Annotated in this window: 38 protein-coding genes; all 38 read right to left on the bottom strand. The window is 29.1% G+C overall.

Annotated features, from left to right (window positions below):
• A partial coding sequence (locus KGF38_RS17160; RefSeq protein ID WP_227832546.1) for an N-acetylmuramoyl-L-alanine amidase occupies positions 1 to 540 on the bottom strand: 540 nt, incomplete at its 3' end.
• Positions 540 to 797: a phage holin family protein gene (locus KGF38_RS17165; RefSeq protein ID WP_227832547.1), complete on the bottom strand. Its 258-nt coding sequence runs from the start codon at positions 795 to 797 to the stop codon at positions 540 to 542. The genes KGF38_RS17160 and KGF38_RS17165, both read right to left, overlap by 1 nt.
• A 15-nt stretch (positions 798 to 812) precedes the next feature.
• On the bottom strand, positions 813 to 1,043 hold the full coding sequence (locus KGF38_RS17170) for a hemolysin XhlA family protein (RefSeq protein WP_009902618.1): 231 nt from the start codon (positions 1,041 to 1,043) through the stop codon (positions 813 to 815).
• 70 nt (positions 1,044 to 1,113) lie between these two features.
• Positions 1,114 to 1,641 carry a DUF1643 domain-containing protein gene (locus tag KGF38_RS17175; protein ID WP_227832548.1) on the bottom strand — a complete coding sequence of 176 codons (528 nt, stop codon included), beginning with the start codon at positions 1,639 to 1,641 and terminating at the stop codon, positions 1,114 to 1,116.
• Positions 1,642 to 1,713: 72 nt separating this feature from the next.
• Complete coding sequence (locus tag KGF38_RS17180; protein WP_227832549.1) at positions 1,714 to 1,884, bottom strand: hypothetical protein; 171 nt, start codon at positions 1,882 to 1,884, stop codon at positions 1,714 to 1,716.
• 11 nt (positions 1,885 to 1,895) lie between these two features.
• A complete protein-coding gene (locus tag KGF38_RS17185) occupies positions 1,896 to 2,243 on the bottom strand; it encodes a hypothetical protein (RefSeq protein ID WP_227832550.1) in 348 nt (115 codons plus the stop codon).
• A gap of 14 nt (positions 2,244 to 2,257) precedes the next feature.
• A complete protein-coding gene (locus KGF38_RS17190) occupies positions 2,258 to 3,634 on the bottom strand; it encodes a hypothetical protein (RefSeq protein ID WP_227832551.1) in 1,377 nt (458 codons plus the stop codon).
• Between the two features lie 18 nt (positions 3,635 to 3,652).
• A complete protein-coding gene (locus tag KGF38_RS17195) occupies positions 3,653 to 4,435 on the bottom strand; it encodes a phage tail protein (RefSeq protein ID WP_227832552.1) in 783 nt (260 codons plus the stop codon).
• Entirely contained in the window at positions 4,436 to 5,053 is a 618-nt protein-coding gene (locus tag KGF38_RS17200; protein WP_227832553.1) for a putative phage tail protein, read from the bottom strand.
• Position 5,054: 1 nt separating this feature from the next.
• Positions 5,055 to 6,107 carry a baseplate J/gp47 family protein gene (locus KGF38_RS17205; RefSeq protein ID WP_227832554.1) on the bottom strand — a complete coding sequence of 351 codons (1,053 nt, stop codon included), beginning with the start codon at positions 6,105 to 6,107 and terminating at the stop codon, positions 5,055 to 5,057.
• A complete protein-coding gene (locus KGF38_RS17210) occupies positions 6,100 to 6,534 on the bottom strand; it encodes a DUF2634 domain-containing protein (RefSeq protein ID WP_227832555.1) in 435 nt (144 codons plus the stop codon). Before KGF38_RS17210 ends, KGF38_RS17205 begins: the two co-directional genes overlap by 8 nt.
• A complete protein-coding gene (locus tag KGF38_RS17215; protein ID WP_227832556.1) occupies positions 6,527 to 6,859 on the bottom strand; it encodes a DUF2577 family protein in 333 nt (110 codons plus the stop codon). Before KGF38_RS17215 ends, KGF38_RS17210 begins: the two co-directional genes overlap by 8 nt.
• Before the next feature lie 14 nt (positions 6,860 to 6,873).
• Positions 6,874 to 8,391 carry an NlpC/P60 family protein gene (locus KGF38_RS17220; protein ID WP_255646266.1) on the bottom strand — a complete coding sequence of 506 codons (1,518 nt, stop codon included), beginning with the start codon at positions 8,389 to 8,391 and terminating at the stop codon, positions 6,874 to 6,876.
• Between the two features lie 239 nt (positions 8,392 to 8,630).
• Positions 8,631 to 9,266, bottom strand: a complete 636-nt coding sequence (locus tag KGF38_RS17225; protein WP_227832558.1) for a LysM peptidoglycan-binding domain-containing protein — start codon at positions 9,264 to 9,266, stop codon at positions 8,631 to 8,633.
• Positions 9,267 to 9,346: 80 nt separating this feature from the next.
• Positions 9,347 to 12,733 (bottom strand): phage tail tape measure protein, encoded by a 3,387-nt coding sequence (locus KGF38_RS17230; RefSeq protein WP_227832559.1) that lies wholly within the window; start codon positions 12,731 to 12,733, stop codon positions 9,347 to 9,349.
• 3 nt (positions 12,734 to 12,736) lie between these two features.
• Positions 12,737 to 12,886, bottom strand: a complete 150-nt coding sequence (locus KGF38_RS17235) for a hypothetical protein (RefSeq protein ID WP_165476789.1) — start codon at positions 12,884 to 12,886, stop codon at positions 12,737 to 12,739.
• 26 nt (positions 12,887 to 12,912) lie between these two features.
• Positions 12,913 to 13,329 carry a phage tail assembly chaperone gene (locus KGF38_RS17240; protein ID WP_009899644.1) on the bottom strand — a complete coding sequence of 139 codons (417 nt, stop codon included), beginning with the start codon at positions 13,327 to 13,329 and terminating at the stop codon, positions 12,913 to 12,915.
• A 15-nt stretch (positions 13,330 to 13,344) separates the two neighbouring features.
• A complete protein-coding gene (locus tag KGF38_RS17245; protein WP_021402940.1) occupies positions 13,345 to 13,785 on the bottom strand; it encodes a phage tail tube protein in 441 nt (146 codons plus the stop codon).
• Positions 13,786 to 13,800: 15 nt separating this feature from the next.
• Positions 13,801 to 14,856 (bottom strand): phage tail sheath subtilisin-like domain-containing protein, encoded by a 1,056-nt coding sequence (locus tag KGF38_RS17250; protein ID WP_227832560.1) that lies wholly within the window; start codon positions 14,854 to 14,856, stop codon positions 13,801 to 13,803.
• Positions 14,857 to 15,306: a DUF6838 family protein gene (locus KGF38_RS17255; protein ID WP_227832561.1), complete on the bottom strand. Its 450-nt coding sequence runs from the start codon at positions 15,304 to 15,306 to the stop codon at positions 14,857 to 14,859.
• Positions 15,307 to 15,314: 8 nt separating this feature from the next.
• Positions 15,315 to 15,671: an HK97 gp10 family phage protein gene (locus tag KGF38_RS17260; protein WP_227832562.1), complete on the bottom strand. Its 357-nt coding sequence runs from the start codon at positions 15,669 to 15,671 to the stop codon at positions 15,315 to 15,317.
• On the bottom strand, positions 15,671 to 16,018 hold the full coding sequence (locus KGF38_RS17265; protein WP_227832563.1) for a hypothetical protein: 348 nt from the start codon (positions 16,016 to 16,018) through the stop codon (positions 15,671 to 15,673). The genes KGF38_RS17260 and KGF38_RS17265 overlap by 1 nt, the downstream gene beginning before the upstream one ends.
• An 11-nt stretch (positions 16,019 to 16,029) precedes the next feature.
• Entirely contained in the window at positions 16,030 to 16,401 is a 372-nt protein-coding gene (locus tag KGF38_RS17270; protein WP_227832564.1) for a phage head-tail connector protein, read from the bottom strand.
• Positions 16,394 to 16,675, bottom strand: a complete 282-nt coding sequence (locus tag KGF38_RS17275) for a Rho termination factor N-terminal domain-containing protein (protein ID WP_227832565.1) — start codon at positions 16,673 to 16,675, stop codon at positions 16,394 to 16,396. The genes KGF38_RS17270 and KGF38_RS17275 overlap by 8 nt, the downstream gene beginning before the upstream one ends.
• Before the next feature lie 13 nt (positions 16,676 to 16,688).
• On the bottom strand, positions 16,689 to 17,612 hold the full coding sequence (locus KGF38_RS17280; protein WP_074179422.1) for a hypothetical protein: 924 nt from the start codon (positions 17,610 to 17,612) through the stop codon (positions 16,689 to 16,691).
• A 26-nt stretch (positions 17,613 to 17,638) separates the two neighbouring features.
• On the bottom strand, positions 17,639 to 18,241 hold the full coding sequence (locus KGF38_RS17285; protein ID WP_227832566.1) for a DUF4355 domain-containing protein: 603 nt from the start codon (positions 18,239 to 18,241) through the stop codon (positions 17,639 to 17,641).
• Between the two features lie 25 nt (positions 18,242 to 18,266).
• On the bottom strand, positions 18,267 to 18,593 hold the full coding sequence (locus KGF38_RS17290) for a hypothetical protein (RefSeq protein ID WP_074179424.1): 327 nt from the start codon (positions 18,591 to 18,593) through the stop codon (positions 18,267 to 18,269).
• A 58-nt stretch (positions 18,594 to 18,651) separates the two neighbouring features.
• Entirely contained in the window at positions 18,652 to 19,404 is a 753-nt protein-coding gene (locus tag KGF38_RS17295; protein ID WP_227832567.1) for a minor capsid protein, read from the bottom strand.
• Positions 19,382 to 20,659, bottom strand: a complete 1,278-nt coding sequence (locus KGF38_RS17300; protein ID WP_074179426.1) for a phage portal protein — start codon at positions 20,657 to 20,659, stop codon at positions 19,382 to 19,384. Before KGF38_RS17300 ends, KGF38_RS17295 begins: the two co-directional genes overlap by 23 nt.
• A 22-nt stretch (positions 20,660 to 20,681) precedes the next feature.
• Positions 20,682 to 22,421, bottom strand: a complete 1,740-nt coding sequence (locus KGF38_RS17305) for a hypothetical protein (protein WP_227832568.1) — start codon at positions 22,419 to 22,421, stop codon at positions 20,682 to 20,684.
• Positions 22,409 to 22,534 carry a hypothetical protein gene (locus KGF38_RS20475; RefSeq protein ID WP_255646265.1) on the bottom strand — a complete coding sequence of 42 codons (126 nt, stop codon included), beginning with the start codon at positions 22,532 to 22,534 and terminating at the stop codon, positions 22,409 to 22,411. Before KGF38_RS20475 ends, KGF38_RS17305 begins: the two co-directional genes overlap by 13 nt.
• Positions 22,535 to 22,975: 441 nt before the next feature.
• Positions 22,976 to 23,434, bottom strand: coding sequence for a helix-turn-helix domain-containing protein (locus KGF38_RS17310; RefSeq protein ID WP_103929286.1), 459 nt, complete (start codon positions 23,432 to 23,434; stop codon positions 22,976 to 22,978).
• A 203-nt stretch (positions 23,435 to 23,637) separates the two neighbouring features.
• Positions 23,638 to 24,282, bottom strand: a complete 645-nt coding sequence (locus KGF38_RS17315; protein ID WP_227832569.1) for a tyrosine-type recombinase/integrase — start codon at positions 24,280 to 24,282, stop codon at positions 23,638 to 23,640.
• Between the two features lie 3 nt (positions 24,283 to 24,285).
• On the bottom strand, positions 24,286 to 24,777 hold the full coding sequence (locus tag KGF38_RS17320) for a hypothetical protein (protein ID WP_227832570.1): 492 nt from the start codon (positions 24,775 to 24,777) through the stop codon (positions 24,286 to 24,288).
• A gap of 117 nt (positions 24,778 to 24,894) precedes the next feature.
• Positions 24,895 to 25,167, bottom strand: a complete 273-nt coding sequence (locus tag KGF38_RS17325; RefSeq protein ID WP_227832571.1) for a DUF2829 domain-containing protein — start codon at positions 25,165 to 25,167, stop codon at positions 24,895 to 24,897.
• A gap of 202 nt (positions 25,168 to 25,369) precedes the next feature.
• A complete protein-coding gene (locus KGF38_RS17330; RefSeq protein ID WP_227832572.1) occupies positions 25,370 to 25,813 on the bottom strand; it encodes an RNA polymerase subunit sigma in 444 nt (147 codons plus the stop codon).
• 112 nt (positions 25,814 to 25,925) lie between these two features.
• On the bottom strand, positions 25,926 to 26,186 hold the full coding sequence (locus KGF38_RS17335; RefSeq protein ID WP_227832573.1) for a hypothetical protein: 261 nt from the start codon (positions 26,184 to 26,186) through the stop codon (positions 25,926 to 25,928).
• Between the two features lie 19 nt (positions 26,187 to 26,205).
• On the bottom strand, positions 26,206 to 26,691 hold the full coding sequence (locus KGF38_RS17340; protein WP_227832574.1) for a hypothetical protein: 486 nt from the start codon (positions 26,689 to 26,691) through the stop codon (positions 26,206 to 26,208).
• Positions 26,692 to 26,703: the final 12 nt, after the last annotated feature.

The raw sequence follows: 26,703 nt of genomic DNA on the forward strand, positions 1-26,703 counted from the left end.
ATTATAATTGTTTTCTTCTGCTGAACTTATATGTTTAGTTATAGCTTCTACTATTGCAGTAGCTAATTTATCAGCTCCTAAACTCAAATACTTATTTGCATCTTCGGTGTCTACAAAGCATACTTCTATTAGCATACTTTTAGCTTTTGTTTTCTTTACTACATATAATCCACTTCCATCTTTTACACCTCTATTTGTGAATCCCAGCTTAGATATATTTTTACAAACATCTACAGCATCTTGATACTGCTTACCTTTATATGTGTAAACTTCACATCCTTTGCCACCTCCAGCGTTGAAGTGTATTGATATGAACCAGTCTAAATCTTGTCTATTAGCTTGTGCTGTTATCTTAGATAAACATTCTGATTGAGTAGATGCTTTATCTATAGTACAATCGACTACATTATTGCCTAGTTTTTTTAATTTATCAATTACTTTATAACCTACATTCCTAGTTTCTATTGACTCATTTATTTTACCTATAGCTCCAGAGCCTGGTCCTGTTTTTGTATGTCCACAATTTACACCTATTTTCATTATTTATTTTCCTCCTTTAACTGCTTGTAAGTTTGATTTATACCTATTGATATACCCCAACAAATCACGCCTTGTAAGACTGCATCAGCATTTAGTCCTAGCATCCATACTGAGAAACCTATACCAAGTACTAATAATACTACTGGAATATATTTGTTATCTAACTGTTTATACTTCTTACATCCTGCTCCTACAACATAAAGAGCAGCAACTAAAATTAGTAACTGCTCTGGTATGAAACTTATTAAATTATCCATCTCTTATCCTCCTAATTAAAATATTCCTTTCTGTATTGCAAATATAAAGAATCCTACTAAGGTTGTAATTATAACTCCTACAAGCCATTTAAGTACTCCTGTTAAATTCTTTATATCACTACATAAATTTTGTATTTGTATAGCAAACTTTGCTTGCTCAATCTCTATCCTATCAATTTGTTTGCCATGCTCTTTTACTCTTGTTTCAAGTGTACTTATTTTCTCCTTCACCAGTTCTTCATTCATGAAAACCTCCTAATTAATTGAAATAAAAAAAGAATCCTCATTAAAAAGAATTCTTTTTCCCGATATATTATTATAGAATATTATTAATATCTATTTGTTCTTCCTCCACTATATTACATATAGATGGATGTTTTGCATCCCCATTTTTATCTAATAATTTATAAACAATCCTACAGTCATTGTACTTTAATATATTAATAACTTCTTCGATTCGCGTCTTATTCCCATCGTTTGAACCCCAAGCTATATAAACTTTCTCTGAGTTATTTATGGCAAATTTAATCCATTTATCATTTTCTTTTTTGCCTAATCTTTTTATATTACCTTTTACTTTATCGCTATTTGTTTCTATATAAGAATATAAATTAACTATATAAATACCACCATATTCTTTATTATCAACTAAATAGTTTATTGCTTTCATACTTGTATTGTCATATTTATATTCGTTAGCTAAACTTGGATTAAGCAATATAATTGATGCTTTAGGTTTGTTCTCATCCCAGATACGTTTTATCAAGTACCTATGTTTTTGGTCTTTACTAAAAACCGCCTCACTTTTTATAGTTGATTCTCTAATATCTAAACCTTCATTCATAATAAATTCCCCCTATTTAAATTAATTATAATACAAATTAACTCAATAAGTGCAAATAAAAAAAAGAACCTTCTATACTGTCAGTTCTACTGGTGTTTCTTCTTTATTTAATAAACCTGTTAATTCTAAATATTGTTCCTCTGTAATCCTGTTAACTGCATAGAATACATCCATTTTATGTTGTAAATCTTCCTTAGTACTATAGTTATTTTGTTCTATCATTAATTTTAATAAGTTATACATATCATTTCCTCCTATAAATTGTTGTTTAATCTTATATTTTCTACTTCAAAAGCAGTGTTTACTATCTCACTATCTCTATCTTTGTTGCCTTCTTTTAACATATTTAATTCTTTTTCTAATGCTTCTAATCTCTTTTGTTCATCAGTTAATACAACCTCTATATCTTTTAAAACAGGTTCTTTTGTAACTGGATTTATAGACTCTATATACTGTTTACTATAGTCTATACTACCAAATTCAACATCTAAAAAGTGTAACTCTTTTATTTCTGACCATTCTTGTACATCTCCTGTTGCTTCTCCTGTTTGAAACAATATTTTTCCATCTTGATTATAAATTATTCTATTTCCTCTATCCATTTTTATTACCTCCTTTATACTCTAACAGCGATCCATTCAACGCCACTTATAGTTTGTGAAAAATCGCCAGTTAATTTGTACATAAATCCACTATCATTAGATGGAATTATGAATGTCCCACCTGTTCCACTTTGATAAATTGCTCCACTACGAATAGTTATATAACTAGAATAAACATCTACATAATGTTTATCATATCTTTCATTAATATAACGAATAATTAAAAAATTAGGAGTAAAGTTTAAAGAAACATTTAAACTTGCATAACCATCAAAGGAATTACATTTACCTTTTGCAAATTTAGCACGTTTAGAAATTTCTGTATTTAACTGACTTATAGTATTATTCTTCTCTGTTAGTTGATTTTGTAATTCTTCAACACTAGCATCTGAACTATCAAAAGATAATTTAATTTTCTCAGACAACTCCACAAGTGTGTTATTCAAACTTGCTTCTACATTCTTTAATGCTAAAGTATTTATAATACTTGTTTTACCATTTTTAAACCCTTCGCCAATCTCTACTAACTTAGTTGATATATCACTTAAACTAGCGTCTGTTTGCAGTGGCATTATTTCTTTACTTATGCTTAATACTTTCTCAACTGTTGCATTTTCTGCATCTGTAGCAACTATTTTAAGTGTGTGTATTGCATTGTCTGTAAGTTCATAGTTAATAGTTTTCTCTGCTGTTAAATCTGTTGTTATTGTTTCTTTTAGTACATCATCAATAAACCACTCTATTTTACTTAAATTATTATCTGTGTCTATTGCTGTAAAGATTGCGGTAGTTGAGTTATAAGAAGTTACATTTATTTTGGGTTTAGTGTTGCCTTTTGTGAATGTAACTGTTTTATCTAAAAATTTACCGCCACCAGTAGTACTAAGTTCAATGGTTACATTATTTACAGAATTAAATACTAAATTAGATAAATGTTCATCAGTTAAATCTATAGTATAATTAGAATCTACTGTATTATTTTTTTCACTTATTACAACATCATTTAATTTCACAGTTATTTTAAAAGCAACGTCTGGATTACTGTCTGGTATTCTATACTTTATATTACAAGCATCACCAATAACACCTAAATCACTATTTATAGAGATAGTAGGGTCTGGTATAAATTGAACAGTAGTACTCTGTCGCATTACATAACCATCCATAACATATTTCTGACCATTTCCTTTTGATATAAAATATACCTCATAGGAATCAATATAATAAGTTTTTGTTGCAGAAATATGTATACTGCTAGCAGTACTTAAATTATAACTACCCCAATATTCAGCACTATCAAGATAACAAGTATATTGATGTATGTAAGAGGCTGGATAAGTGCCTCTCCTTCTTTTAATTGTCTTTATGAAATCATACCAACCTGATGCCATATAATCACTCCTTTCATTTTACATTGGTATCAAATTACTATTTATGCTAAATATAATACTACTTCTATTGCCTTTTACTTCCTGCATCACTTCTTTTAATGCTCCCTCTACATTGTCACTTGCAAATAAGTTATCTGTATCTTTTATACTTGTTTTTTCTGCTGTTGTTTCTATACTATCTACACTAGTTTTAACCTCATTTATTGCACTAACTATATTTGTTTTATCTGTTGTAGTAAGTTGTGTCGTATCCCCTATTTTGTTATTTAACTCTGTTTTAGCAGTTTCTATGTTGTTTGTTAATTCTGTTTTAGTTGTATCTATTTTAGTGTCTAATTCTTGTATATCTTTAAGTGTGGCTAAAATAACAGTTGGGTCTACTTTCAAATTTACACTTGAAGTGTTGGAGACTACTAAAATAATTTTTATAACTAAGTCTTTTACACTTCCACTATCAGCAGTTGGTTTATATGTTTCAGGATATTTAGATACTGCAATTAATTGATTTAATGAATCAAATATTCCTACTTCTCTTATCATAAAGCCACCTACACTACCTGGTATTACAGTTTCTATTACTATCCAGTTTGGATTTTCTTCGTCTATCTTTACATTATTTAAAGAACCTTCCCAAACTACATTTTTTAGAGAAGTTTGTTCTTCTGTTGGATTATATTCTGCCCCTGCTCCATCACCAAGCTGTAATTTTACTAAATCTACTTTATTACCAAGTGCTGTAGCATTTGCAATAGATGCTTTACCAATCTTAGTTAAAAGCGTATAATATTTTTGTTCTGACAACTATATCACCTCCTGTCTAGGATATAAAGTTACTTTTTCCATACTCCTGTCATTGCCTGTAGTTATAGTCAATTCTCCAAAAGAAGTTATATCAGTTGGACTGTAAGGATATATAGTAACTGTTTCACCTGTATTCATTGTAGAACCTGCAAACATAGAACTTTGGTTGAATAAAATCATTTCAAACTTATGCTCTAAATGTGCAGGTTTTATTTCTTCTATTTTCTTATCTAATTCTAAAATAGTGTTATAACTGCAATTATTTGTTATAAAACTGAGTGTAAAACTAAATAGATTACTAAATATTTCTACATCAACATTGGTCTTTGTATAAGCTTCTGATATAGCTTTTATAACTTCTATTGTAGTTATTCCTCTACCTCTAATCTTTGCCTTTATATTACTTCTTCTAGTATCAAAATCTAACTTATAATTTATTTTTATTCCTAAGAGGTTCTCCCAGTCATCAAGTCCCCAAGTTGCTGTATCTACAAAAAACTGATCTAGTAAATCATCTTTTTCATCAAGTAGTGTCAGAAGTTCATTTTCAAGTGCTTCCTGGATTTGTATGTCAATTTCATTGTTTGCAAAACTTGGTAGATAATCAATTAACTTCAATTTAACTCACCTCGATATTAAATGTAACACTTGAAACAGCAGGAACCTTTTCTTCATCAACTATTATATTTTTAACATCACCATTTATAAGAAGATTTTTTATATCATAAATACCTTCTATACTTGCCAATAAACTCATTACTTTTATATAAATAATCTCTCTTGAATTTTCTATTAAATAAGAATTTATAATATCTAAAAACACAACTTTTATGGATTCAATATCATATCCAATTTCAAATGTTAAAGTTGCACTAATGGTAATATCAAAAGTGCTTGGTGTAACAACTGTAACAGTAGATCCAATAGGTTTTTCTTCTTCTATATGTTCAGTGCATCTTTGTAATACTTCGTTATCAACTGATTGATTGTTTTGACCATAAATTAGAATCTTAATTGTACCTGGTCCATCCCAGCGAGGAATTACTTTTGCATTATAAACACCTTCAACCTCTAAGGCCCAAGACTGGTAATGTGCTTTATTTCCACTCGTTGCTTGATTTTTTTGTATTTTATAGAACCTTTCTTTTAATTCTTCATCAGTTTCTATTTCTGTTCCACCATTTAGGTCCAGTTCATTATAAATTTTAGTTACTCCATTTATTTCTTCTATAAGTTTAAATTCTGTGTTAGCTGATAAATTATACTTAATACCAACCTCTAAAGCCTGTATAGGGCTTACATTTAACTTACTATCTTCATCTATTGTAATATCTTTAATAACTACAAATAGTAAATCACTATGAGATACTATTGTTCCATTTGGTATTTTAGTTCCTATTTTGCCCTCAAATATTACCTCGCCTATTGCTTCTGTGCCTAACTTTCTATATACGCCAAATTCATTGACTCTTCTATCAAGAAAATCATCAAAGTTATCTTGAATAAAAACTCTCTTATGTATATAAGAAAGTTCTATATATAATTGTGCAAGTTCTGAATTTATTGGAGAAACTATATTATAAAGAGAAGAACCCTGACCTTTATAAAGAGGTAGACTTATGTTATTTAAAGTTCTATTATTTAAGGTACTGAATGATTGGCTATTATACAAAAATAATCTCCTCCTCTCCATAAATTGTTTTTACATTTAAACTTATAGATAAATTATCATCTTTAAATTCTGTATTTGTTACATTAACCTCTAATATATATGGATTAGTTAATAGTGCTTCTTGTATATACCTTTTTGCCTCACTTTCAGTAAGACCTTTAGTATACTTTTGTCCTATTAGATTCTTTAAATCTGTTCCATAATCCCAATCATATATTAGATATACATACTTATCTGTTTTTATTGTTTTATAAATCCATACTTTAATTGCCTCATTTCTTTCAACTATTTTAAAGTCTCCGTTTTCAATTATCTTTTCATCTTTATTAAAATCCCAAGCAAATTCTTTAAAAATAGGCAATTCTTCACTGACTGGAGAAATATAATCCTCTGGAACACCCATGAAAGGAAATATCGTATCATTCATCTAGGCTCACCAATTTACTTACAATAGCAAATTTTTCACCTATTTTAAACATTATTACCATATCTCCAGATTCAAGGTTATTAGTAAAAGGATTTTTTATATTATGTTTGTGCTCTTTATTTATTTCTGTATTAAAAGATTCTATTTGTCTATCAAGAATCCAGCTATCTATTAAAATATCTTCTTTTTCCAATTCAATATTATTTATTTCAATCTTTAAATCTGGTAATTTATCTTTAACTTTACCAATAAAAAAAGAAGGTTCATTATGAAATTTACCTTCTTGTCTCATTATTCCTATAAATTCATTAATTGGATCTGCCATGCTATCACCTCTTTTTATAAAACTCTTCTAGATGTATTAAAATCTTTTCTACTACTTAACTTACTTATTTTAACTACATCACCTTTTTGTGGTGCATGTAAAAATTCTCCATTGCCTATATATAAACCAACATGACTAACTGGATTATGAAAAAATACTAAGTCTCCTGCTTGTAAATTATTTTGTTCTACTTTTTTACCAACTTTAGATTGTTGGCTAGATGTTCTTGGTAAATTGACATTAACTTTTTTAAAGCAATATACCATAAGTCCAGAACAGTCAAAATTACTTGGTCCATTACCACCCCATTTGTATGGTTTTCCAAGGTGTTTTCTTGCTTCAGCTATAACAGTTTTTGCTCTTTCTGTCACGTTTCCAGTATAACCACCTATTACTATTTTTCCTTTTCTTCTTCCAAAATCCATCATATCTTCTACATTTCCAAATAAAATATCTATGTGATAAGTTCCATCTTTGTCTATAATTATGGCAGAGCCAACATCATTTACTTTGTACGTTCCATCTCGATTTGAAACTCCTGTAACTAACTGTATTTCATCACCATATTTTAACAATGGATGTTTATCTAAAAAATCTTTTGTATAGTAAGATTGTTTGAAAGCCCCAACCATAGGAGCTGCACATGTTTTTTTAGAAGGATCTAGTTTTTTCTTTCTGCAATCTGTATCTCCACCCTCGGATTTTCTAGGACAATAAGCAGTAAATTCAGCAGGGTATTCTGTTCCTCCAGTATACTCTGAACCATCTTCTTTTTGTTCATCTTGACCAGCAGATTTCTCATCCATTATATTCTCAAAATTAAGCTCTAATTCAATTTGATAATCTCCATTTTGCCATGTATGCTTATCTGTATCTATATAAAAGAGCCCTATAAGTTTTGTATATGAGTCTTTTACTTTTACACCTCTGCCAGTTACACAACTTATATCACCATATCCTTTTAAAGAGCAAGTCTTTTCGAGTCCTTTAAACTCGCTTTCTATATCTATGGTGCTATTTTCTTGTTGTTGTATTACCTTTTGCATAATTACTCCAACGTCTTTAAATATAGAGTCATTTATCTTCTCACTAATCTTATTACCATACTGATCAACAACCAGTATTTTATTTTTTACATTCTCCATGCTTTCAGAAAAATTTGTATTAATAAGGTTAAAATCTTCTTCAAATGTTATATTTAAAGTAACTACACCCTTCTCAATGACATTAAATTTATCAAGATTAGACTCTATCATATACTTTTTTTTAGTTGTCTTGCTTGCTTCTGTATAAACACTCATTATAGTATCATAACCAGTTACACCAATAAACATTTTTGTATATTTAACTCCAGTCTTAGGCAAATTACCTAGTGGGAGTTTATTGTCTACAAAAACCTGTTTTGCAATATCTTCAACTAGTTTATCTTTAAAGTTATATGATACTTCGCTTTGTAAAAGTAAAAAACCCATATCTTTTGCAGTGAAATCAATCATACTATTGCTTGAGTCTAAAGATCTATCTATTATCATCCCTCTAAAAAGTTCTTTATCATTAACATAGAAGCAAACTGTACTTGCTACTGGAATATCTATCTGCCTAAAATTAATATCACTTGCAGATTGAACTATAGAAAATTCTAAAGTTCTTGATGGTGATCTATAATCACCAGACCAAGTGCATTTATCCACTAAATCAGTTACATTATATATATTTCCGTTTTTTATATGAACTTGTATTTTGATTTTATTAATTATAAATCACCACCATTTTAAGGGATTATTAATATCCAACCATTTTTTATTACAGATGGATCTTTGATTGTATCTTCATTTGCTTTATAAATCTTTTCCCACAAATCTCCATTGCCATAATATTTTTTAGCTATCTTAAAAAGGGTATCTCCTTCAACAACCTTATGTGTTTTTTTCTTAGTATCAAACCCTTTTGTCAGTGGAATATTCTTTTCAGAAGATAATTTTTCATCATTATTAATATTTCCTTTAGATATTTGTATCCTTCTATATTCTTTTAGACTTAAGGTAAAATAAACATCTCTTGAATAATCTTGTTCTCTATAATTAAAATCTGCAATTATACATTCAAAGTTTATATTAGTTTCTGTAATGATAAATCTTAATATATATCCTTCTCTCATCCAACTTTCTATTAAATTTACACAATCATATGGTTTTGGAAATCCATTATAATTACAGAAACTATATTCTTGATTTGGAAAAAAAGAGGATAGTTCTATAGTTTTAAGTCCTAATCCTCCAAATACTGCGATATCTCCAACACTTAAAATATTAGATGTATTTATTGTCGCACTTCCATTTATCTCAAAAGAAGATGGAATAACAGGAAATCTAAAGGTATTATTTGCTTGTCTTAACCATATTTCCATTAAACTCCTCCTAAAAAAGACACTTAATTGAATAAGTGTCTTTTTGAAATCATTTATTATATTTAAAGAAAAAATTAAATTTATAATACCCCTCCAGCATTTGCGATAGATATTTTTCTATTTATTTTCTTTACTATTTTATCTATGTCAGCCTCTTCTCTTACAATTATTGTATCAGCCAATTTATCAATTAATAAACTACCATTTGAATTATTTCTTTTATATTGATTGGCCTCCTGCTTGGTTAAAAGTTTCTCTCCTTCATGCGCTCTTATTAAATAATCATTTCGAGGAACTCTATTTATACCAAATGCACGTCTTGGACCGCCAGCAGCATCTGCACCTTTTCCTATTTTTAAACTAGGACCACTTTTTACTATCTCAATCATCCCTTTGATTGGATTATGGAAGAATTCTTTAAGTTTATTCCAGGTTTCTTTTACGCCTTTAACTTTATCTTTAAAAAATGAGTCAGCAAGATCTATTACAGGTTCTAGTATTCCGCTTACTAAATCTACCAGCCCATTCCAAATAGATTTTACTATACCTACTCCGCCATCAAATATTTGCTTAAGTCCATCCATAGTTTGATCAGCATTTCCTGTTATAAGTCCCATTACAACATTTACAATTCCAGATATAAAAGATATGATTCCGTTTATAACTCCAGAAACAGTTGTTATTATTGCAGTTAATGTATTTAAAAACCATATAAATGCTAAAATTATTCCTCCAACAACACCAGCTATTGCTATTCCTATAGCTGGTAATAATTGCTGTCCTATTTGTGATAGGAAAGGCATAAATCCTTGGAACCAAGCTTTAACAGGGGCAAGCGCCTGACCTAAGTTTTGAAATGCTAACTTTATACCATCAGTAGATTTTTTCATATTGTCCATTGGTTGGCTTGCCTGGTCTACTGTATCTCCAACTTGTTTGGCTGGGGTAAAAAAGTCAGTAATCGCTTTTTTAACTTTATCAAAACACTCTTTCAAATTATCTAAATGAGGTTTTAAAGGTTCAAATGCTTTTACTAGATTATCTATATTTGTTTTAATGTTTCCAGCTAATATATCCTTTAATTCATTAAATTTATCTTTTATTGAAGTTATTGACTCTTTAAATTTATTCTTAAAATTTACTCCAGAATCTTCTAAAACCTTTAGTGCAGGCTTAACATCATTTAATATTTTATTTTGTAACTCTGTAAATTTAGATTTTCCAGATTCAACTCCTTGACTTATAGAATCTGTCATAGGTTTAATAAAAGTTTTAAAATCACTAAATGAACCCTTTAGATTTGCTACTGTTTGTTTTAATCCTCCTGTATTTGGAGTTGATTTTCCAGCTGCATCTGCTGCTTTACTTCCTGGAATATTTACATTTGTTTTGGTAGCAATTTTAGCAGTTGCTTCTATTGGATTTTCTAATGTTGTTCTTAAATCTCTCCATTTATCTGTAAGCCATTTAGCTTTATCTTTAAATAAGCTGTCAGCTATATCAGCTATAGCTTGTATAGGAGCAGTTACAAAATCTATGAATCCTTTCCAAATTGATTTTATAATTTTAGTTCCACCATCAAATATTTGCTTAACTCCATTTATCATCTTTTTACTATCACCTGTGACAATGCTGATAATTAAATCAAATATTCCATTTAAAATAGATGCAAGATCATTTAATACATTAGTTATAGTATCAACCACAGCTTTAAAGGCAGTTGCTAGAGTAGATAAAACTACAACTAACTTTGCTATATGAAAACCTATTACACCAATTAAAACAGGTCCTAGTACCTTCATTATTACACTTCCTAAGTTTAAGATAGATGCAAACAGTGGACCAAATGCTGATAACAACTCTTTAAATTTCTCTCCTAATTGTTTAAGTGCAGGCATACAAAAATTTACTATAGGCTTTGCGAATTCTGTAAATGATTTTACCAATGAATTAACCTTATTTCTAAATACTTCAGATTTAGCATAAGCAACAGTAAATGCTACTGACAGTGCAATTACAGCTGTTATAGTCAATCCTATAGGACCCATTACAGCTAAGAATACTGCACTTAATGGTTTCATACCAATTACAAAAGCTCTGAAAGCAACTTTTGCTCTTAATATTATTGGAACGAAGAAACCAAAGACTCCTATAGCCTTTGAAACAATTAAAGATACTGCACCTATAGTTAATAAAAGAACTCCAAATGCTCCAACCGAAAGCATTACATTAGTTATGACTCTTTTTATTGGTTCACTTAGATTATTAAACCAAACGGTCATTTTAGTTAAATTATCAACTACAGATGCTATTGCTGGCTTTAGTTGATAGTAAATAGTAATTCCAGTTTCTTCAAGGGCTGATTTTAAGGTTGCAAGTCCTCCCTTAGTATTATCCTTCATTACATCAGACATTGTTTTTAAGGCACCCTTTGAATTATCTATTTTTTTCTTTAAGCTATCATACTCATTTCCAACCCCATCAAGTAACTTTTGTAACGTTTTTAATTGAGTCTTTCCACCTATGGCAGCTAAGTAATAATTTTTCTGTTTATCAGTCATATCTTTTGTTTTATTTGCAACTTCTTTAAGTACATTTGACATACCTTTAAATTTACCCTGGTTATCAAATGCACTTACACCTAGTTTTTTCATTGCTTTACCTGCTTGCCCTGCACCCGTTGTAAGATTTATCATGATTGAGTTTAAAGCATGACCTGCATCTGTCCCCTTAACTCCTCTATTTGCAAGTATTCCCATGATAGCAGTTGCCTCAGATAACGGAACTTTTAAATTACTAAATGTACCACCTGCAACATTAAATGCTTCCATTAGCTGTTGAATATTTGTATTTGATTTAGTAGATGCATTTGCAACCTTATCTAAGTACTCACTTAATCCAGCACCAGCTAGTACTTTGCCACTTTTACTGACTTTATCAACTTCTAAACACATAGAACTCATACTATCAGTTACTAAATCTGATGCTAGACCAAGGTCCATAGAGGCTGCCTCTGATAAATTAAGTACTGGCATTAAAGCATTCATTGACTTTTGAACATCCCATCCAGCAAGTCCCATATACTGAAGTGCATTAGCAGAATCAGCAGCAGTTTTAGTTGTAGCTTTTCCAGCATCTCTAGCAGCTTTAGACATAGCTTCAAAGTCTCCTGGTTTTAGAGAATTTCCAAATGTAGCCTTAACTTGAGACATAGCACTTTCAAATTCTGTTCCAACTTTAGTTGCTGCTACAAATGCCCCACCAACTCCAGCAGTGATAAGACCTCCTGCTTTTAAAGCACTGGTTCCAACACTTTTTAAACTACTTTGGACATTATTTAATGATCTTGATGCTTGGGAAGATGAGTCATGCAGAGCTCTAGTATTTGCTGCTACTCTTCTTAAGGTTGAACTTGCTTCATCTCTCATTTTTATTATTGCTTGTAGGACTTTTGTATTAGAACTCATATACTAAAACAACCTCCCAGCACCAGATTTTATTTCTTCTTTTCTTTCATCTAATTCTTGATCCATAAAAACACTAACAATTTCTTTTTCGCCTCTTAGTATACAATAAGAAACGGATGGCATTATACCTTTATACTTAAATAATAAGTACATCAAGTTAACTTCTCCATCCGTTTTAATTAGTTTTTTATATCTTTAGCTCTTTCTTTTTGTCTTTTTTTATCTCCCTCTGCATCTATGCCATTTACTTTATTAACTTCCTCATATAAATTATCAATTTCTCCTGCTAAGAGTAATTTTTTTAGAAGGTCTTTAGGGGTTGCCAAGCCCAGATTTTCTACAACTTCCATATTTCTAAACATTGGGCATGACTCAAGTATTGTATTTACCTTAAGTTCATAAACATTAATATTTTCTAAATTACCACTATCTACATCCATTGAGTTCATTCTTATCTCATCAAAACGCTCCGGATCAATAGCATTACATTCAATTTCTAAGATATCATCTAATTTTTTGCAATATAATTCAAATATACTAGATGGCATTTTTAATTTACCTGCATCCATATTTAATAATTTTTCTACTGTATTCATATAATAAAAATCCTCCTATTTTTCTGTAATTTTATCTAAATATTTAAAGCTTTCAAAAGTAAATGGAACTTCTATTTCTCCCATTTTTCCTGCTTCCCAATCTGCTAAAGTTAAGTCATCAAGCATACAACCATAAAGAGCAACTCTTTCAGCTCCATATGAATCTGGGTCTTGTAATTTACTTATTATAGTAAATTTGAATGCTTTTCCTTCGTTTAACATACTTTCAACATATTCTCCAAATAGGGAACTCACTTTAAATAAATTTACAGAGCCCTTTCCAGATGCTCCAATGAGTTTTTGTCCAACCATCAATTGTCCACAAACTTTAACCTCTTCTTTTTCTAATTCAATTTTTGCCTCTAAGCCTTTTACAGCCATCATTTGCCTTCCATCTATCCAACATTCTCCAAATGTACCAGATATTATTCTACTTGGGTCTATTTTAGCTTTCAAATTTTAACCTCCAAACTACATAGAGATGTCTAAATACACATCTTCCATGGCATCTATTAACTTAATTTTTGCTTTTAAAAATACAATTGTATCTGTGTTACATTCTTTTATTTGTTGTTCTTCCATATTAGATACATCAATATGATTTTTTTTTAACCATGCTCTCTGAGCATCTAAATTAATTTCTATTGTTGAACCTGGGTCAATTAAACCTTCTTTTTCTAATTCTTGAAGATATAATTGTATTGCAACAATAAGCAAACACTTGTTATCATAAGTGTTTGGTGTTTTTCCTATATAATTTCTTACAATTATCTTTTTAATATCGTTATGAATTTGGTCCAATGTATCAACTAACTTAATCTTTTTGAATATATCACCTTTTGAATCAGTAGTTGTTGTAAAGGATGTAACTCCTCTAGCAATTACTATAGATCCACTTTCTTTTATCAATATTAACTCTCCATTATTTATCTTTGTATTTGCTTCAACTCTTGTCAATTTAGGTATATTAGTAACTTCTGGTACTTCTGCATATGTTACAGATTGAGTTGATGGAGTTCCTGCAATAAAGCCTGCTATTCTTGGCAGAAACTCGTTTGAAGTGTATTTTTTACCTTCAACTTCAATGTCAGTTGCTGTAAAGTTTATTATGCCTTCATAATCTGCTGAATTACTTGCAGTAATAGCTTTAACTTTTATTTTATTATCTTCTCTCATCTTATTAATCCATGCTTTGATTTTAGGTAAATCTTGTTCTGTCTCATCTGGCATACAAAGATAATTAAACTCGCAAGTTTCAAGAAAATCTAGTGCATCATCTATTAATTCATCTGTATCTAATGTATAAACTAATACTTTATTTGGAGGATATACATTTCCCTTCATAGCCATTTTTATATAGTCTAAATTAGTGGCAGAATAATTTTCTGGAATATCCTCCATTTCTTTTATCTCAACTAGCCCTATATTTTTTGTATCTTTTAAAATAAGTGCTACAATACCTCCAGAACGTTTAACAAAAGTTTTTCCTGCTTGGATAAAAGAAATATTAATTTCTGGTAAACCCATTTAATCACTTCCTATCTTCAAATCTACATTTTCCATAATTTCAAATGTTTCATTTTCAAAATAGACTTCTTCAAAATAAGATACAGTCATTAGAAAAGTTAGTTTATATCCTACAGAATCTTTTACAATCGATGGAGATATATTCTCTATAGTTAAACTCCTATCTTTAACGCTAATGTTTCTGTTAAATATTTTTTCCAATCTACTTTGTATATCATATAGATTTAATTTATTTTTTCTAGCCTTTTGATAATATTCAATATCTATGAATATCTTTTTAATATCTAAAATTTTATTTGCAATATTATTAGAAAGAGGTAAAATCTGCACAAAAAAACAAGCCTCTTTAAAGCATTGTGTATTATCTTCATTAATAAAAATATCTATATCCATGAACTCATTTTTTAACTTTTTATTAACTGCTATTATAATATCTCTGTTTGTAAGCAACCAATCACCTACCAATCAAATAAATTTGCTTTTGCGCTTGTCATATTTTCTTTTGTTTTTTCAATTCCCTTTTCAACCATAAAAGAACCAGGGACAATGCCACCATTTTTAGTTGCATGGCCATTGTTTACTAAAGTAGCATAATCAACTTCATTTTTAACAATATAAGTATCATATTCTGGTTGTTTTTCTTCCCATCCTTTTTTTAACTTTTCAGTTTTTACAGGTGTTTCATCTCTTATATTTTCTGCTAATTCCTTGCCAGTTTCTTTTGTAAACTTCTTGATTTTTCTGTTAAAGTTAGAGGCATTTAGACCTAAATCTAAGGCTAACGCTTCAAAAACTCCTAAATTATCTATTCCCATTATATTCTCTCCACTTCTGTAATAGGTATTTCCATATGGCTTGGATATATATTCGCTTTAGAAACCTTAAATATAGCTTCTTCTCCATGACTATAAGTTGCATTTATAGTGTCGCCTGTTTTTATATCTACTTCTGGTCTACAGAATAGCTTCCTATTTATGACTATAGCTCCAATATCGCCACTTACAATGGCTTCTTCTTTTCTTGAAATTGCACATGGGATATTCTCAGCTATAATAATATTACTAAAATCATTAGAACATGTTTCTTGATTCCAACCTTTTGATTTTCTGATGATAGTCATTTTATCAAGATAGGTCATTTCTAATATATCTGCCTCTGTCACTTAATCACCTCTTAGTACATATTAACAATACAAAATGGGCTTAGAAATTTTTTATCAGCATCAGTTAAAAAAGATGATGAACTCATACTATTTTCAGCAGTTTGCAATGTTAAAGTATTATATTCTATTTTTGTATCACCTCTAGTTATTGCTTTTAAGTTTTTTTCTATATTATCAAGTCCACTATTTTTCTTAAGTTCCTCAAATCTTGAAGATAATATTGATATTACTTTTTCTTCCACAAACCCTTCTAGTGCTATACTTAATTCTTGTCTAGAACAATATTCTAAAACCATTTTACTTATTTTATTTATATAAAGGATTATTAATTTATCATATCTATCATTTTCTATTCCTAAAACCAATTTAATATTATCAAGCATTGCACTCATCTAATATTTCAACTAATTCTTCTTTAGTTTTAGTTGAATATCCCTTTATATTCTTACCTTTAGCAATTTCCATAAGTTCTGGCTTAGATAGATTAAACAAATCATTAGAGATTGATTTAACTTTTTCGATTTTTTCCTCTTTTTTCTCAATATTTTCTTTAGTTGCTTCTTCTAAATATATTTTAAATCCTTTTGAAATCAATTTATCTCTCGAATTTTCATCTTCAACAACTTTAATTATGTTATTTTTTATCAATGCAAACATTTAAAACAACTCCTTATCCTTGTACAGCTTTAGCTTGCTTCACAGAGGCTCTACAAAGTTTTAAATATTCATCCAATATCCATAAATCATGATATTTTCTATAGTCTATTTGATAAGCATCTGCTGTTTGGTTTTGATCTGGAGTGAATATTCTTGGCTTATCAGTCTTAGATACTGCAATTGGAGCAGATGCTGGAGTTATTAACCAGTTTATATCTAAAGCCTTTGCTCCTTCAGTAAACCCACCCTCTGTTTGTCCAGATGTTTTACCATCTCTAAATACGTATTCTGTTTTCATTCTTTTTGATGGAACTTTTATTATAGGCACATTGTCTATAGATTTTACAATTCTTTTTATATCTCCATCACCAAATTCAATATCATCAAGTTGAGATGATTGTTCTAATATGCTTGCAATTATGCTAGACATACTAATAATAAGAGGTATATCTCCAGATAAATCTTGTATTGATGCAAGTTGGTTTTTCAATTCACTTAAAATTGTTGCAACAGATGCTTCATATGAATATTTTACACGCTCATCCACTTTAGCTGTTTCAGAAAATATTTTTGAGTATCTATATGCATCTATTTCTGGTATAACATGTTGCTTTTGAAATAAACCCATTACAGAAGATGCATTTACAACGAAGTTACTTTCATTTACATCCATTGAATCCAACATAAATGTCCTACCTCTATCCATCTCCATTTTCATTGTTTCGTACTCAAGCGTAACTGCACCTTGCGTATATCCTTTAGATCTATCATAATCACCTAAGCCATCCATCGTTACTTTTGGTACTTTTACTTCTCTTCCTCCATTATATATAACTTGGCCAGCATTTTTCTCCATCCATCCAGTAGTTGAACCAACTGTTACCTGCATATCTAGTTCTTGTTGAAAAAGCGTTACATATTCTAATACATTTGCCATTTACAAATCATCCTTTCTTTTTTATACTAAAGACTATTTAGCCCTTGTTTTATTTGTTTTCTGATTTCTGATAGCGAACCTGCGCTATCTTTGCCAGGTGGAACGTATGAACCATCTTTAATTCTTTCATCTACTCTTGATTGCACATACTGTTTCATCGAATTTTCAAATATCTCTATATTTGCATTTGTTTTATCATCATCATCAGATAGCAGATATTCAATTAAGTTTGTAGGTATTTTCTTTTCAACTAAAATATCTTTATATTTAGAAATTTTTTCTGCATGCTGCTTTTCTTTCTCTAGTTTATTTAAACTTTCTCTTAATTCTCTTATCGCTTTTTGCTCTTCTGTTTCATTAGCTCCAGTCCTTTTTAGAACTTCAGCACTTATAAGTGTTTGCATATCTTTTTTCTTGAAGTTCTCAAGTGCTTCACTATGATATTTGTTTTTTTCATTGTCTATAAACGCTTTAAAGTTTGCATCATTATTAATTAATTCTCTAAATTCTTCTATTGTAAGTTTTTTATCAGATGCAGATTTGAATAAATCTGTGCTTTGTAGCAAAGGATCTATTTCTGCTTCATCTTCTATCTCTTTTAGTAATTCTAATACTTCTTTTTTTAACATGTATCAAACTCTCCTTTTTAAAAATTTAATTTAAACATTCTATTTTATCCATAACCTTTGCTATTTTAGGAAATTGAATTGCAAAGAAGTCAATCATTTCTTCATTTGTAGCCCAAGAACTACAACTTTTCAATCCACTTTCACTAAGAAATGCATGTATTATTTCATGCCTAGCAACTTCATTTTTATATACACTCAAATCTTTTAATGAGCCTTCTTCAGAATTTATTTTCTCTATAACAATTTCTTTAACAGAGTGATCACAATATCCAGCTCTTTCTTTTAATAGCGCATCTTCGCTTTCAAATTTCTCTATCACTAGATATTCTGTTCCTAATATTTCAACTTTCATATTTCACCTCATATTTTTTAGACATAATAAAAACACCTATTAAATTAATTAATACGTGTTAAACAGGTATATACTGACATCTACAGTGACAGTGCTTAGGCAAAGATGGTCTATCTTCATTGACATAAAATATCACTCCATTGTACATAGAACAATCACTACATGTTCGAGAATCTAAATCTGCACAATATATTACTTTTATAATGCCTTGTGTTTTGAAAAAATACTCGTTTACTTCACTTTGACACCTGGCAACTTCATTTTCTATTAGTCTACTAGTTTGCCCTGCACCAGTTGAATATTTATCTCTTATTACTTTTTCTATCTTATTTACAGAAGTTTTTCCATTTAGAAAACTCTTTATTTCTTTTTTTAATGATTCTTCTATACCTTTTTTATTCTTCCAAAGCCTGTCACTCCAATGTTTTCCATCAACCTTACTATTCACTATCTTATTTATAACTTTATTGCTCATATCTTCTATCTTCAGTATTACTCCCAATAAAATTATCAAATTTGAATATTTATTCTTAGATGAATCAGATAAAACAGTTTCTATCTCCTTAACTTCTTCATCATAATTGTTAGAATATTCATTTATAATTTTATTAAGTTTCGCCCTTAAACTTTTTTTGTCCTTATCATTAATTTTTACATATTCATCAATGATGTTGTATGATAACAATATTCTAGCTATTTCTAACAAAAGTTTATCCCTGTTTTCTTTTTGATATTTATAAAATGGTTTTGTCCTATTTTCAGCAGATTTATATATATCTTCAGTCAATTTAGTTATAATCTTTTGATTCATCTAATAAAATCTCTCCCTCTGAAACTATTTCCTGCTCTTTTTTAGCTTTTTCTATTTCAGCATGAGGATTATCAATGAAACTTAGTTGAGATAATCCAGTTTCAGTAGATAATTTATCTCCAAGTTGATTTAATATATTTGCTACAACTAAATCATCTCGTGGTATCTTAGGGGTAAACTTAGCCTTAATATCTTTATAATCATAGTCAAAGCCATATTTTTTATTTAGCCAAATGCACAATAATTTGTACCTATTAAATAAAGTATCTGCAATACTATCATTATTTTGGCTACAAATCCATTCTGTACTGATTAATCTTGCTATAACTGCTAGACTTGATGTATTACTTTGCATTTTTTCATTGTGATTTATATGAGATGTAATTTCATACATATTTTCTTTTATTGAAGATAGTGTATTTTGAACAAATGTATCATTCATGTCTTTAATAAGCCACTCTATTTTTCCATCTCCATTAACTTGAAGTATTCCAAGTTCTTTCATCCTTGGCAAATCTTCTTCTTTAATATTACATCCAGAGAAGGTTAAATAAGCATTTCTAAAATCACTAATTTCATTACTTATATCACTTAAATTAGTTTCATAAGCATCTTGTAACCCTTTTATATCATTAAATATTGTATTCTTTCCTAGTTCTTCACTTCTTTTACAAATTGATATTGGAACATTACCATCAAATATATTATTTACTGTAGGGCTTTCAATTTCTTTGAAATTTGAATCAAAATGATATATATATTCTTTGTCATATACATCTACATATGTGTCATCTTCAAAATCTTTAGTAAACTCTCTAATAAAGCATACTATTTCTCCGTTTTCATTTTCATAATGACAACCATTCGTTGGCTTTATTATCTTTACCTGTATTTCATCATCTTTTACATAGTAAAGTTCATAGCAAAGCCCAAATAGCAGTGTATATCTCAATAAATCCGAGTCATGTTTTTTACTCCAATGGCAAGTATGGTATTCTAAATCATTTATAATCTCCTCATCACCAGATCTACTAGTATAGGTAATCTTATTTGCAAGAGAATAAGCAACTTCTTCATTAATAAACTTTTTTAAGAAATTAGTGTTTATCTTATTATTAGACCTCTTTGTAACCATTTTATAGTTACTAATTGCATCTGTTTCACCTTTATAATACTTGTACATAGTTTCATATTCGGATTTACTAGAATCCCAATCATCATATATTTCTTTTATTAAATCTAAATCTATTTCCACTTAATGTATCACCTCCATATAATCAAAGACCTAAATTTTTTCTATCTAATAGTGTAATACTTTCATTTACTTTAATATTAAAAATCCTATTTATAAATTCTGCTGATATATCTGGCGCATCATCATGTAGAGAGTACTTTTGCCCTGTAAAATCAAGAATTTGTTGTGTAAAGTCCTTATCTTCTTCTGCAAAAATCATTTGACCTTTACTTAAAATAGGTATTAAAGTAGAGATTTTATCATCTTTATTTTTCTTTTGATGCTCATTTATAATTTCTATATTCCTGCAACTAAGAATATCATCATTTTTTATTTTAAACTCTAATTGGTTGGCATCTGCGCCATTAAATGTATTTTTTTCTATATAAACATGTGTTATATCTGGATACATTTTTAATAAATAAATCATATGGTCTATGTATTTATCAAAATCAGTTCTAGCATTTATCTTAGCTAGTTCCGCCAACCTACCATATAGTAAGCCATTTTCAGCCTCGCTCCCAACAAGAAAAGCGCTATAGTCATGTTTCGACCCACCCGCAGACGCTGGATCACATAACAGCATTGTCTTTTTAAAAGTATGTGATTCAATTTCTTCTCTATTTTCTGTTCTAACAGTTTTAAACCATTTTTCTCCTATAGAATTGACATCATTTTGTACTTCCTGCTTAAAAGACGTTGGATTTTCATAGTAACTTAGAGCCATGTCTAAACAGTCCCAAAAACTTGGCCATAGTATAGGGAATCTCATTTCTTTTTCATTTTCCCAGTAAAATTCTTTAGCATCTTCAAGATGATTTGTATTTTTAAAATCAAATAAGATCTCTTTGAACTTAAGCCATAAACCAGAATTAAATAATTCATCTACATTATCAACTAAAACTCCTCTTTCACATTTAAACTTCCAAGTTGGTAATTTTTTTAGTCTACTATAGAAACATTCTTTATGTTGTAATGTTCCTAATGCTATAAAAGTTGTTCCTCTTTTTACAGTCTTACCATTTCTAATAACTGGTTTTTGTGCAGCATACTTTACATCATCAGAAAATCGTTTAAATTTTTTCTCTCTAGCATCTTCTGTTCTAACATTTTCTTCTGACTGGTAATCATCAAGTATGATAAGATCAGGACGATTGTTATTGTATTTTCTTCCTCTCATAGGTGATGAAGATGATATGGCTTCAATAAAGGTTTTATTTGTTAGCTCTAGTTGAGTACTATTACAAATGTATTTTCTATCATTGTCATTTAAAAGAACTCCAAATGCTTTTTTAATATACTCATTTTCAAGTAATGCATTTTTTATATCCTTTACGAATTTTTCTGCTGTAGATCCTATATCAGAGCAAATTAAAGTATATGTCTTATGTTTATAACAATGTGACCATACAGTTGTCGCTAAATCTCCAAATGCACTTTTACCTGTTCCTCTTGGATAAATTCTTCCTAATTGCTGTGAACCATCTCCAATTATAGATTCTTGTATATCTTCCCATAACTCATGATGAACTTTAGCTATAGGAGCAGCAGCATTATCTTCTTTTGGTAAATATGTGTCTTGCATAAAATACATACAGAAGAATTCTAGGTTTATTTTTCCAAGTTGATAAGCAAGCCCATTAACTCCCCAAAGATTGTTTGAATTAGCTTTTATAATCTCATTTGCTTCTTTTTCAGCATCTTTTATAGATGCTCCATTTCTTATAAAAGTCTTTGCTAGATAACTAAATATTAATTGTATATTTCTTTCTAAATTATCCACTCGTATTTACTTCCTCTTACTTCTTCTATTTTTTTAGGTTCAGCGAGTAATGCAATTAATAAAATAAGCAATGTAAATTTTTCTCTAATAAAATCACCCTCTTTGAAATACATCTCTGGTTTTTAAATTTTGCTAGAAAATTTCTAGAACTCATTTTCCATAAAAAATAATTTTTTCAAAATAGAAGGACACCCCCCTATTAATAAAAAAATAAATATATTAAAGTATTTTGAATTATTTTCTTGCAAGAAATATTTTTTTGATTAGAATTATTAATTATCTTTTAACTATTCCTTAAATATGTATTTTCGGCATAGTTGAAAAGAACCTAGCATTTCCAACAGGTTCACATATATTCTAATAAACCACACTACTTAACTGTATGAAACTTTAATTATTAAGTCTCACTAAACTTTATTAAATCAGATATATCTAAAGTCAAATCCAATCTTTATTTTAGTTATTAAGGTAAACATGCATATAATATACGTTTTACTTTAATTGATTTCAAGCATAACTAAATCATATTCTTGCAAGATTTATTTCATATCTCATTACTTCTTGCTTGTTCTTATTCTTATCTTAGCTATAGCTGCCTCTATCTCTGTTGTATCCATGCCCATACCACCACTATCATCTTCTGCTTGTATAACTGTACTAGTAGGAGTTCCATAGATACGGTTTATAAGATACTGATTAGCTGCCAACATAACCCTCTTATCACTCTTATCACTAGCTAATTCCTTAATGTTATTGATATAAGTTTCTAAATCCTTTAATATCAATAAGTTTCCTTGGTTTGTTAACTCTTGTTTACGTCTGTCAATTTCTTTCCTAATATGCTCTCTGTTCATCCAGTTATAAATAGTTTGCCTAGTAACACCAATTGCTTTAGCAACCTCTGTTACTGTCAGCCCTGAAATCAATAGATATACTGCATTAGACTCATCCTCTGATAATTCTCTTAACCTCTTATAGCTATCATTGACTACTTCAACATCTTTGCCATTCAAACAATCACTCCTTTACTTCATTTTTTATATTCATACATTGCCTTAGATTCCTCGTATAAATGACCTTTAATATGTATTTTCAGACATTTTAATAAACATATATTATCCTTTGCAAATTCTATTGTTGAGGCTCTTTACATTCTAATAATGTCCTGTTGCTGAAAAACGTAACATATTAAATTTTAGATAAAATACAAGATATTTTAATTTCTTTTTCTTTTCTTTAGCTTATTAGTAAATTTAGTTATTGCCTTTACTTCTTCATCCCTATCTATTCCTATATATCTTCTAGTCATTTCTATTGTCTTATGTCCTAGAATCTTTCTTATGAGTTCTAATGCATAAGTCTTATTTTCTTCTTCATCATAAATATGTCTTGCAAATGTCTTTCTCAAAGAGTGCGTTGCAACATTTTCTTTTATTCCTACCTTTTCTGCTGCTTCTTTTATTATTCTTCCTGCTTGTCTTGTTTGAATAGGTCTATTAAACTTCTTCCTCTTGCCACTTTTAAATAAGAATTCTTCTCCTGGTTTATCTTGAGTATAATTTTCTATAGCACTCTTTATTACATCAGATAAGAAAACCTCTCTATCATAATCTCTTTTTTCTTCTATAACTCTAATCCAATCCTTAGATACTCTTATCTTCTTACCTTTTTTATCTAACTTTACATCTGTTACATCTGCAACTTTAAGTGCTAATATATCTCCTATTCTAAGTCCAGTACACATTCCAAAGAGGGCTAATAAATAGTTTCTTTCGTTCCATTCCTCTAGAAAATTTAAAAGTCTAAATACATCCTCTATATCTTTTATGGGGTTAACTTTTTGTCCACTATGTGCTTCCATTCATTAAAAACACTCCTTATTACCAGAATAATTTTTTCTTTGTCTCTCCTGGACTAATATTTTTAAATCTTCATCTACGCTAGCAAAAGGATCTGTAATTATAGAAGTTATATCATTCGTGTCATATCGTCTCTCTTTTGCGTAAGTACTCGTTTTAATTCTAAAGCCTAGATCATTTACAGTCCTAGTTACTTTTACAACATTTTCTAATTGTAGATATAGTTTGAAAACAACCAACTCAACGTGATCAGCTTCATCAATCATACTTTCTTCTAATAATTTTAAATATAAGTCTATTTTATCAATCTTAGAATTATAGCTTTTCTTAATCCTCTTTTTTAACCCCAAAAGCTTTTCTCTCTTTTTCTTTACAAAATCTAAAGAACATTCTCTTCCATACATGCTAGGAGCTTCTTTCATAACATGGTCATAATATTTTAGATTGTCTGGTACATATGCAGCACTTGAAATTTCTTCTGTTATATCACGTTTCATTTTAAATACCCCCTTAAATTAAAACTTCTTATTGAAGTTTTTGCTTTAAATTTATGAAATTTATTTAATATCCTATTTAACAAAATAATCAATTTAATTATTTATAAGACTTTTTTCCTATCTTATTACTTGCCAGTCATCTGCAAATATATCTCCAGTACTAGGAACCCACATGGAATGCGAACCATTTGCATTTTTTATTTGTAAGTATGGGTTACATTTAAATAAATCCCCTTCTTTTAAATTCCATACCTCTGCTGTTTGCTTATTGCAAAGGATTCCATCTGGATAACCTTTTTGTCTAACTACAAACATTCCTTTTCCATTCCAGCCTAATCTAAATGCTTTCTCTCCATTTTTTATTAATGGTAATACTTCTTCAAATTTCATAATTTGTTCTCCTTTTAATTTATTGTATAAAAAAAGGCCTAGAGTATAAATTCCAAGCCATTTTTATTAAATATATTTTTCTCACAATACAATCTTACCATGATTAAAAGACACAAATCGGACATAAATCGGTCACAAATCGGTTATTTTTAGACACAAATCGGACATAAATTGGTTTAAAATCGTCACAAATCAGACATTTCTATAGCAATCCTTTTATTTTATCTATAATATCAAATCTCATTTGCTTACACTTACTCGCTGAAAAACCAATCATTCTACCAACGTATTCCCAAGATGTCCTACTATTGGAAAAGTATTTATACTGTACTATTTTCTTTTCTTCTTCACTTAATATTTTCATTGCATTATCTATTTTTTCTATTATCAACTCTTTATGTCTCTTCTCTTTTTCTTTTAAAGTAATTTTTTTGTCTTTTTCTTCAATCTCTATCTCAACTACACTTTTAATATCATATGTTTTGCCTACTTTTTCTTTAATTTCAACTCCACTACATCCTCTGTAGTCATTTTTTATCATCTGAATGTCAATGTCTATTTTTTCTATCTCTGCTTTTATTTTTTTATAATTATATAATTTACCTTCTGCATTACTAAATAGGTTATCTTTTTTACTAGACTGCATTATCTCACACTCCTAATTATGTTATAATAATATTGTGATGACAGTTTTAGATTTTTGACAAATAGGAGCGTGAGATAATGCTCCTTTTTTCTTTTTTTGAATTAAATACATCTTATTCTCTAGGCATTAATTGCAACTTATAATCATCAGAACTATATAATTTATAACCTCTTACCTTCAAGTCTGATTCTAGTCGTTCTAAACTTCTATAAGCACTAAATGAATCATATCCATTCTGCATATTTACAATAACATATCCACCTAATGTTTCCTTTAAAGAAAGAATCATATACAACTCGTTATTACCACTAATTTCAATAATATCTCCTACTTTCAATTCTCTATTATTTTTTTCAGTTACTTCTATCAGCATATCAGATTATCTCCTTACCTTAATTAATATTTTTTAGAAATTCTCCCATTTTCATTTCATCAATGCTTTCATTAACTCCTTTTATAGTACTTAAGTTAACCAGAGGCATGCACAAATCCCATAGCTTATTTACATCTAAAAATTGTATTTTTGAATTAAATTCTTTTTCATCAACGCATTTTAATTTATTATTCATATTAATTAATTCATTAATCATTGAATTTTTAATTAAATTAAGTATGCCATCTCCTATTTCTTTGAGATCCCATCCTCTTCCATTTAATTTCTTATTATGTATCTCTATACCTTCTGCTATATAATCTTCTAATTCTAAAATTTGAAACATTGTTAAAATAGTTTGACAAACATCTAGTCCTTCTGCAATTATATCTTTAGTCATTCCTACATCTATAGCCTCTTTAAACTCAGTTACTTCTTCATCAATTTTTGTCAACTGATCCTCTACATTCCAATTAGGTATACTGCTAATTAATTTCAAATTCATCTTTAATTCTCC

Origin of the sequence: Clostridioides sp. ZZV14-6387 (assembly GCF_020657835.1) — a bacterium.
Taxonomy (GTDB): Bacteria; Bacillota; Clostridia; order Peptostreptococcales; family Peptostreptococcaceae; genus Clostridioides; species Clostridioides difficile_A.

Excerpts from the sequence above, each read along its gene's own strand:
- KGF38_RS17165 (WP_227832547.1), bottom strand. The coding sequence starts at position 797 with ATGGATAATTTAATAAGTTTCATACCAGAGCAGTTACTAATTTTAGTT.
- KGF38_RS17170 (WP_009902618.1), bottom strand. The coding sequence starts at position 1,043 with ATGAATGAAGAACTGGTGAAGGAGAAAATAAGTACACTTGAAACAAGA.
- KGF38_RS17175 (WP_227832548.1), bottom strand. The coding sequence starts at position 1,641 with ATGAATGAAGGTTTAGATATTAGAGAATCAACTATAAAAAGTGAGGCG.
- KGF38_RS17180 (WP_227832549.1), bottom strand. The coding sequence starts at position 1,884 with ATGTATAACTTATTAAAATTAATGATAGAACAAAATAACTATAGTACT.
- KGF38_RS17185 (WP_227832550.1), bottom strand. The coding sequence starts at position 2,243 with ATGGATAGAGGAAATAGAATAATTTATAATCAAGATGGAAAAATATTG.
- KGF38_RS17190 (WP_227832551.1), bottom strand. The coding sequence starts at position 3,634 with ATGGCATCAGGTTGGTATGATTTCATAAAGACAATTAAAAGAAGGAGA.
- KGF38_RS17210 (WP_227832555.1), bottom strand. The coding sequence starts at position 6,534 with ATGAATGATACGATATTTCCTTTCATGGGTGTTCCAGAGGATTATATT.
- KGF38_RS17215 (WP_227832556.1), bottom strand. The coding sequence starts at position 6,859 with ATGGCAGATCCAATTAATGAATTTATAGGAATAATGAGACAAGAAGGT.
- KGF38_RS17220 (WP_255646266.1), bottom strand. The coding sequence starts at position 8,391 with ATGATAATAGATAGATCTTTAGACTCAAGCAATAGTATGATTGATTTC.
- KGF38_RS17225 (WP_227832558.1), bottom strand. The coding sequence starts at position 9,266 with ATGGAAATATGGTTAAGACAAGCAAATAATACCTTTAGATTTCCTGTT.
- KGF38_RS17230 (WP_227832559.1), bottom strand. The coding sequence starts at position 12,733 with ATGAGTTCTAATACAAAAGTCCTACAAGCAATAATAAAAATGAGAGAT.
- KGF38_RS17235 (WP_165476789.1), bottom strand. The coding sequence starts at position 12,886 with ATGTACTTATTATTTAAGTATAAAGGTATAATGCCATCCGTTTCTTAT.
- KGF38_RS17240 (WP_009899644.1), bottom strand. The coding sequence starts at position 13,329 with ATGAATACAGTAGAAAAATTATTAAATATGGATGCAGGTAAATTAAAA.
- KGF38_RS17250 (WP_227832560.1), bottom strand. The coding sequence starts at position 14,856 with ATGGGTTTACCAGAAATTAATATTTCTTTTATCCAAGCAGGAAAAACT.
- KGF38_RS17260 (WP_227832562.1), bottom strand. The coding sequence starts at position 15,671 with ATGGGAATAGATAATTTAGGAGTTTTTGAAGCGTTAGCCTTAGATTTA.
- KGF38_RS17270 (WP_227832564.1), bottom strand. The coding sequence starts at position 16,401 with ATGCTTGATAATATTAAATTGGTTTTAGGAATAGAAAATGATAGATAT.
- KGF38_RS17275 (WP_227832565.1), bottom strand. The coding sequence starts at position 16,675 with ATGTTTGCATTGATAAAAAATAACATAATTAAAGTTGTTGAAGATGAA.
- KGF38_RS17280 (WP_074179422.1), bottom strand. The coding sequence starts at position 17,612 with ATGGCAAATGTATTAGAATATGTAACGCTTTTTCAACAAGAACTAGAT.
- KGF38_RS17285 (WP_227832566.1), bottom strand. The coding sequence starts at position 18,241 with ATGTTAAAAAAAGAAGTATTAGAATTACTAAAAGAGATAGAAGATGAA.
- KGF38_RS17290 (WP_074179424.1), bottom strand. The coding sequence starts at position 18,593 with ATGAAAGTTGAAATATTAGGAACAGAATATCTAGTGATAGAGAAATTT.
- KGF38_RS17295 (WP_227832567.1), bottom strand. The coding sequence starts at position 19,404 with ATGAATCAAAAGATTATAACTAAATTGACTGAAGATATATATAAATCT.
- KGF38_RS20475 (WP_255646265.1), bottom strand. The coding sequence starts at position 22,534 with ATGTATTTCAAAGAGGGTGATTTTATTAGAGAAAAATTTACATTGCTT.
- KGF38_RS17315 (WP_227832569.1), bottom strand. The coding sequence starts at position 24,282 with ATGGAAGCACATAGTGGACAAAAAGTTAACCCCATAAAAGATATAGAG.
- KGF38_RS17320 (WP_227832570.1), bottom strand. The coding sequence starts at position 24,777 with ATGAAACGTGATATAACAGAAGAAATTTCAAGTGCTGCATATGTACCA.
- KGF38_RS17325 (WP_227832571.1), bottom strand. The coding sequence starts at position 25,167 with ATGAAATTTGAAGAAGTATTACCATTAATAAAAAATGGAGAGAAAGCA.
- KGF38_RS17330 (WP_227832572.1), bottom strand. The coding sequence starts at position 25,813 with ATGCAGTCTAGTAAAAAAGATAACCTATTTAGTAATGCAGAAGGTAAA.
- KGF38_RS17335 (WP_227832573.1), bottom strand. The coding sequence starts at position 26,186 with ATGCTGATAGAAGTAACTGAAAAAAATAATAGAGAATTGAAAGTAGGA.
- KGF38_RS17340 (WP_227832574.1), bottom strand. The coding sequence starts at position 26,691 with ATGAATTTGAAATTAATTAGCAGTATACCTAATTGGAATGTAGAGGAT.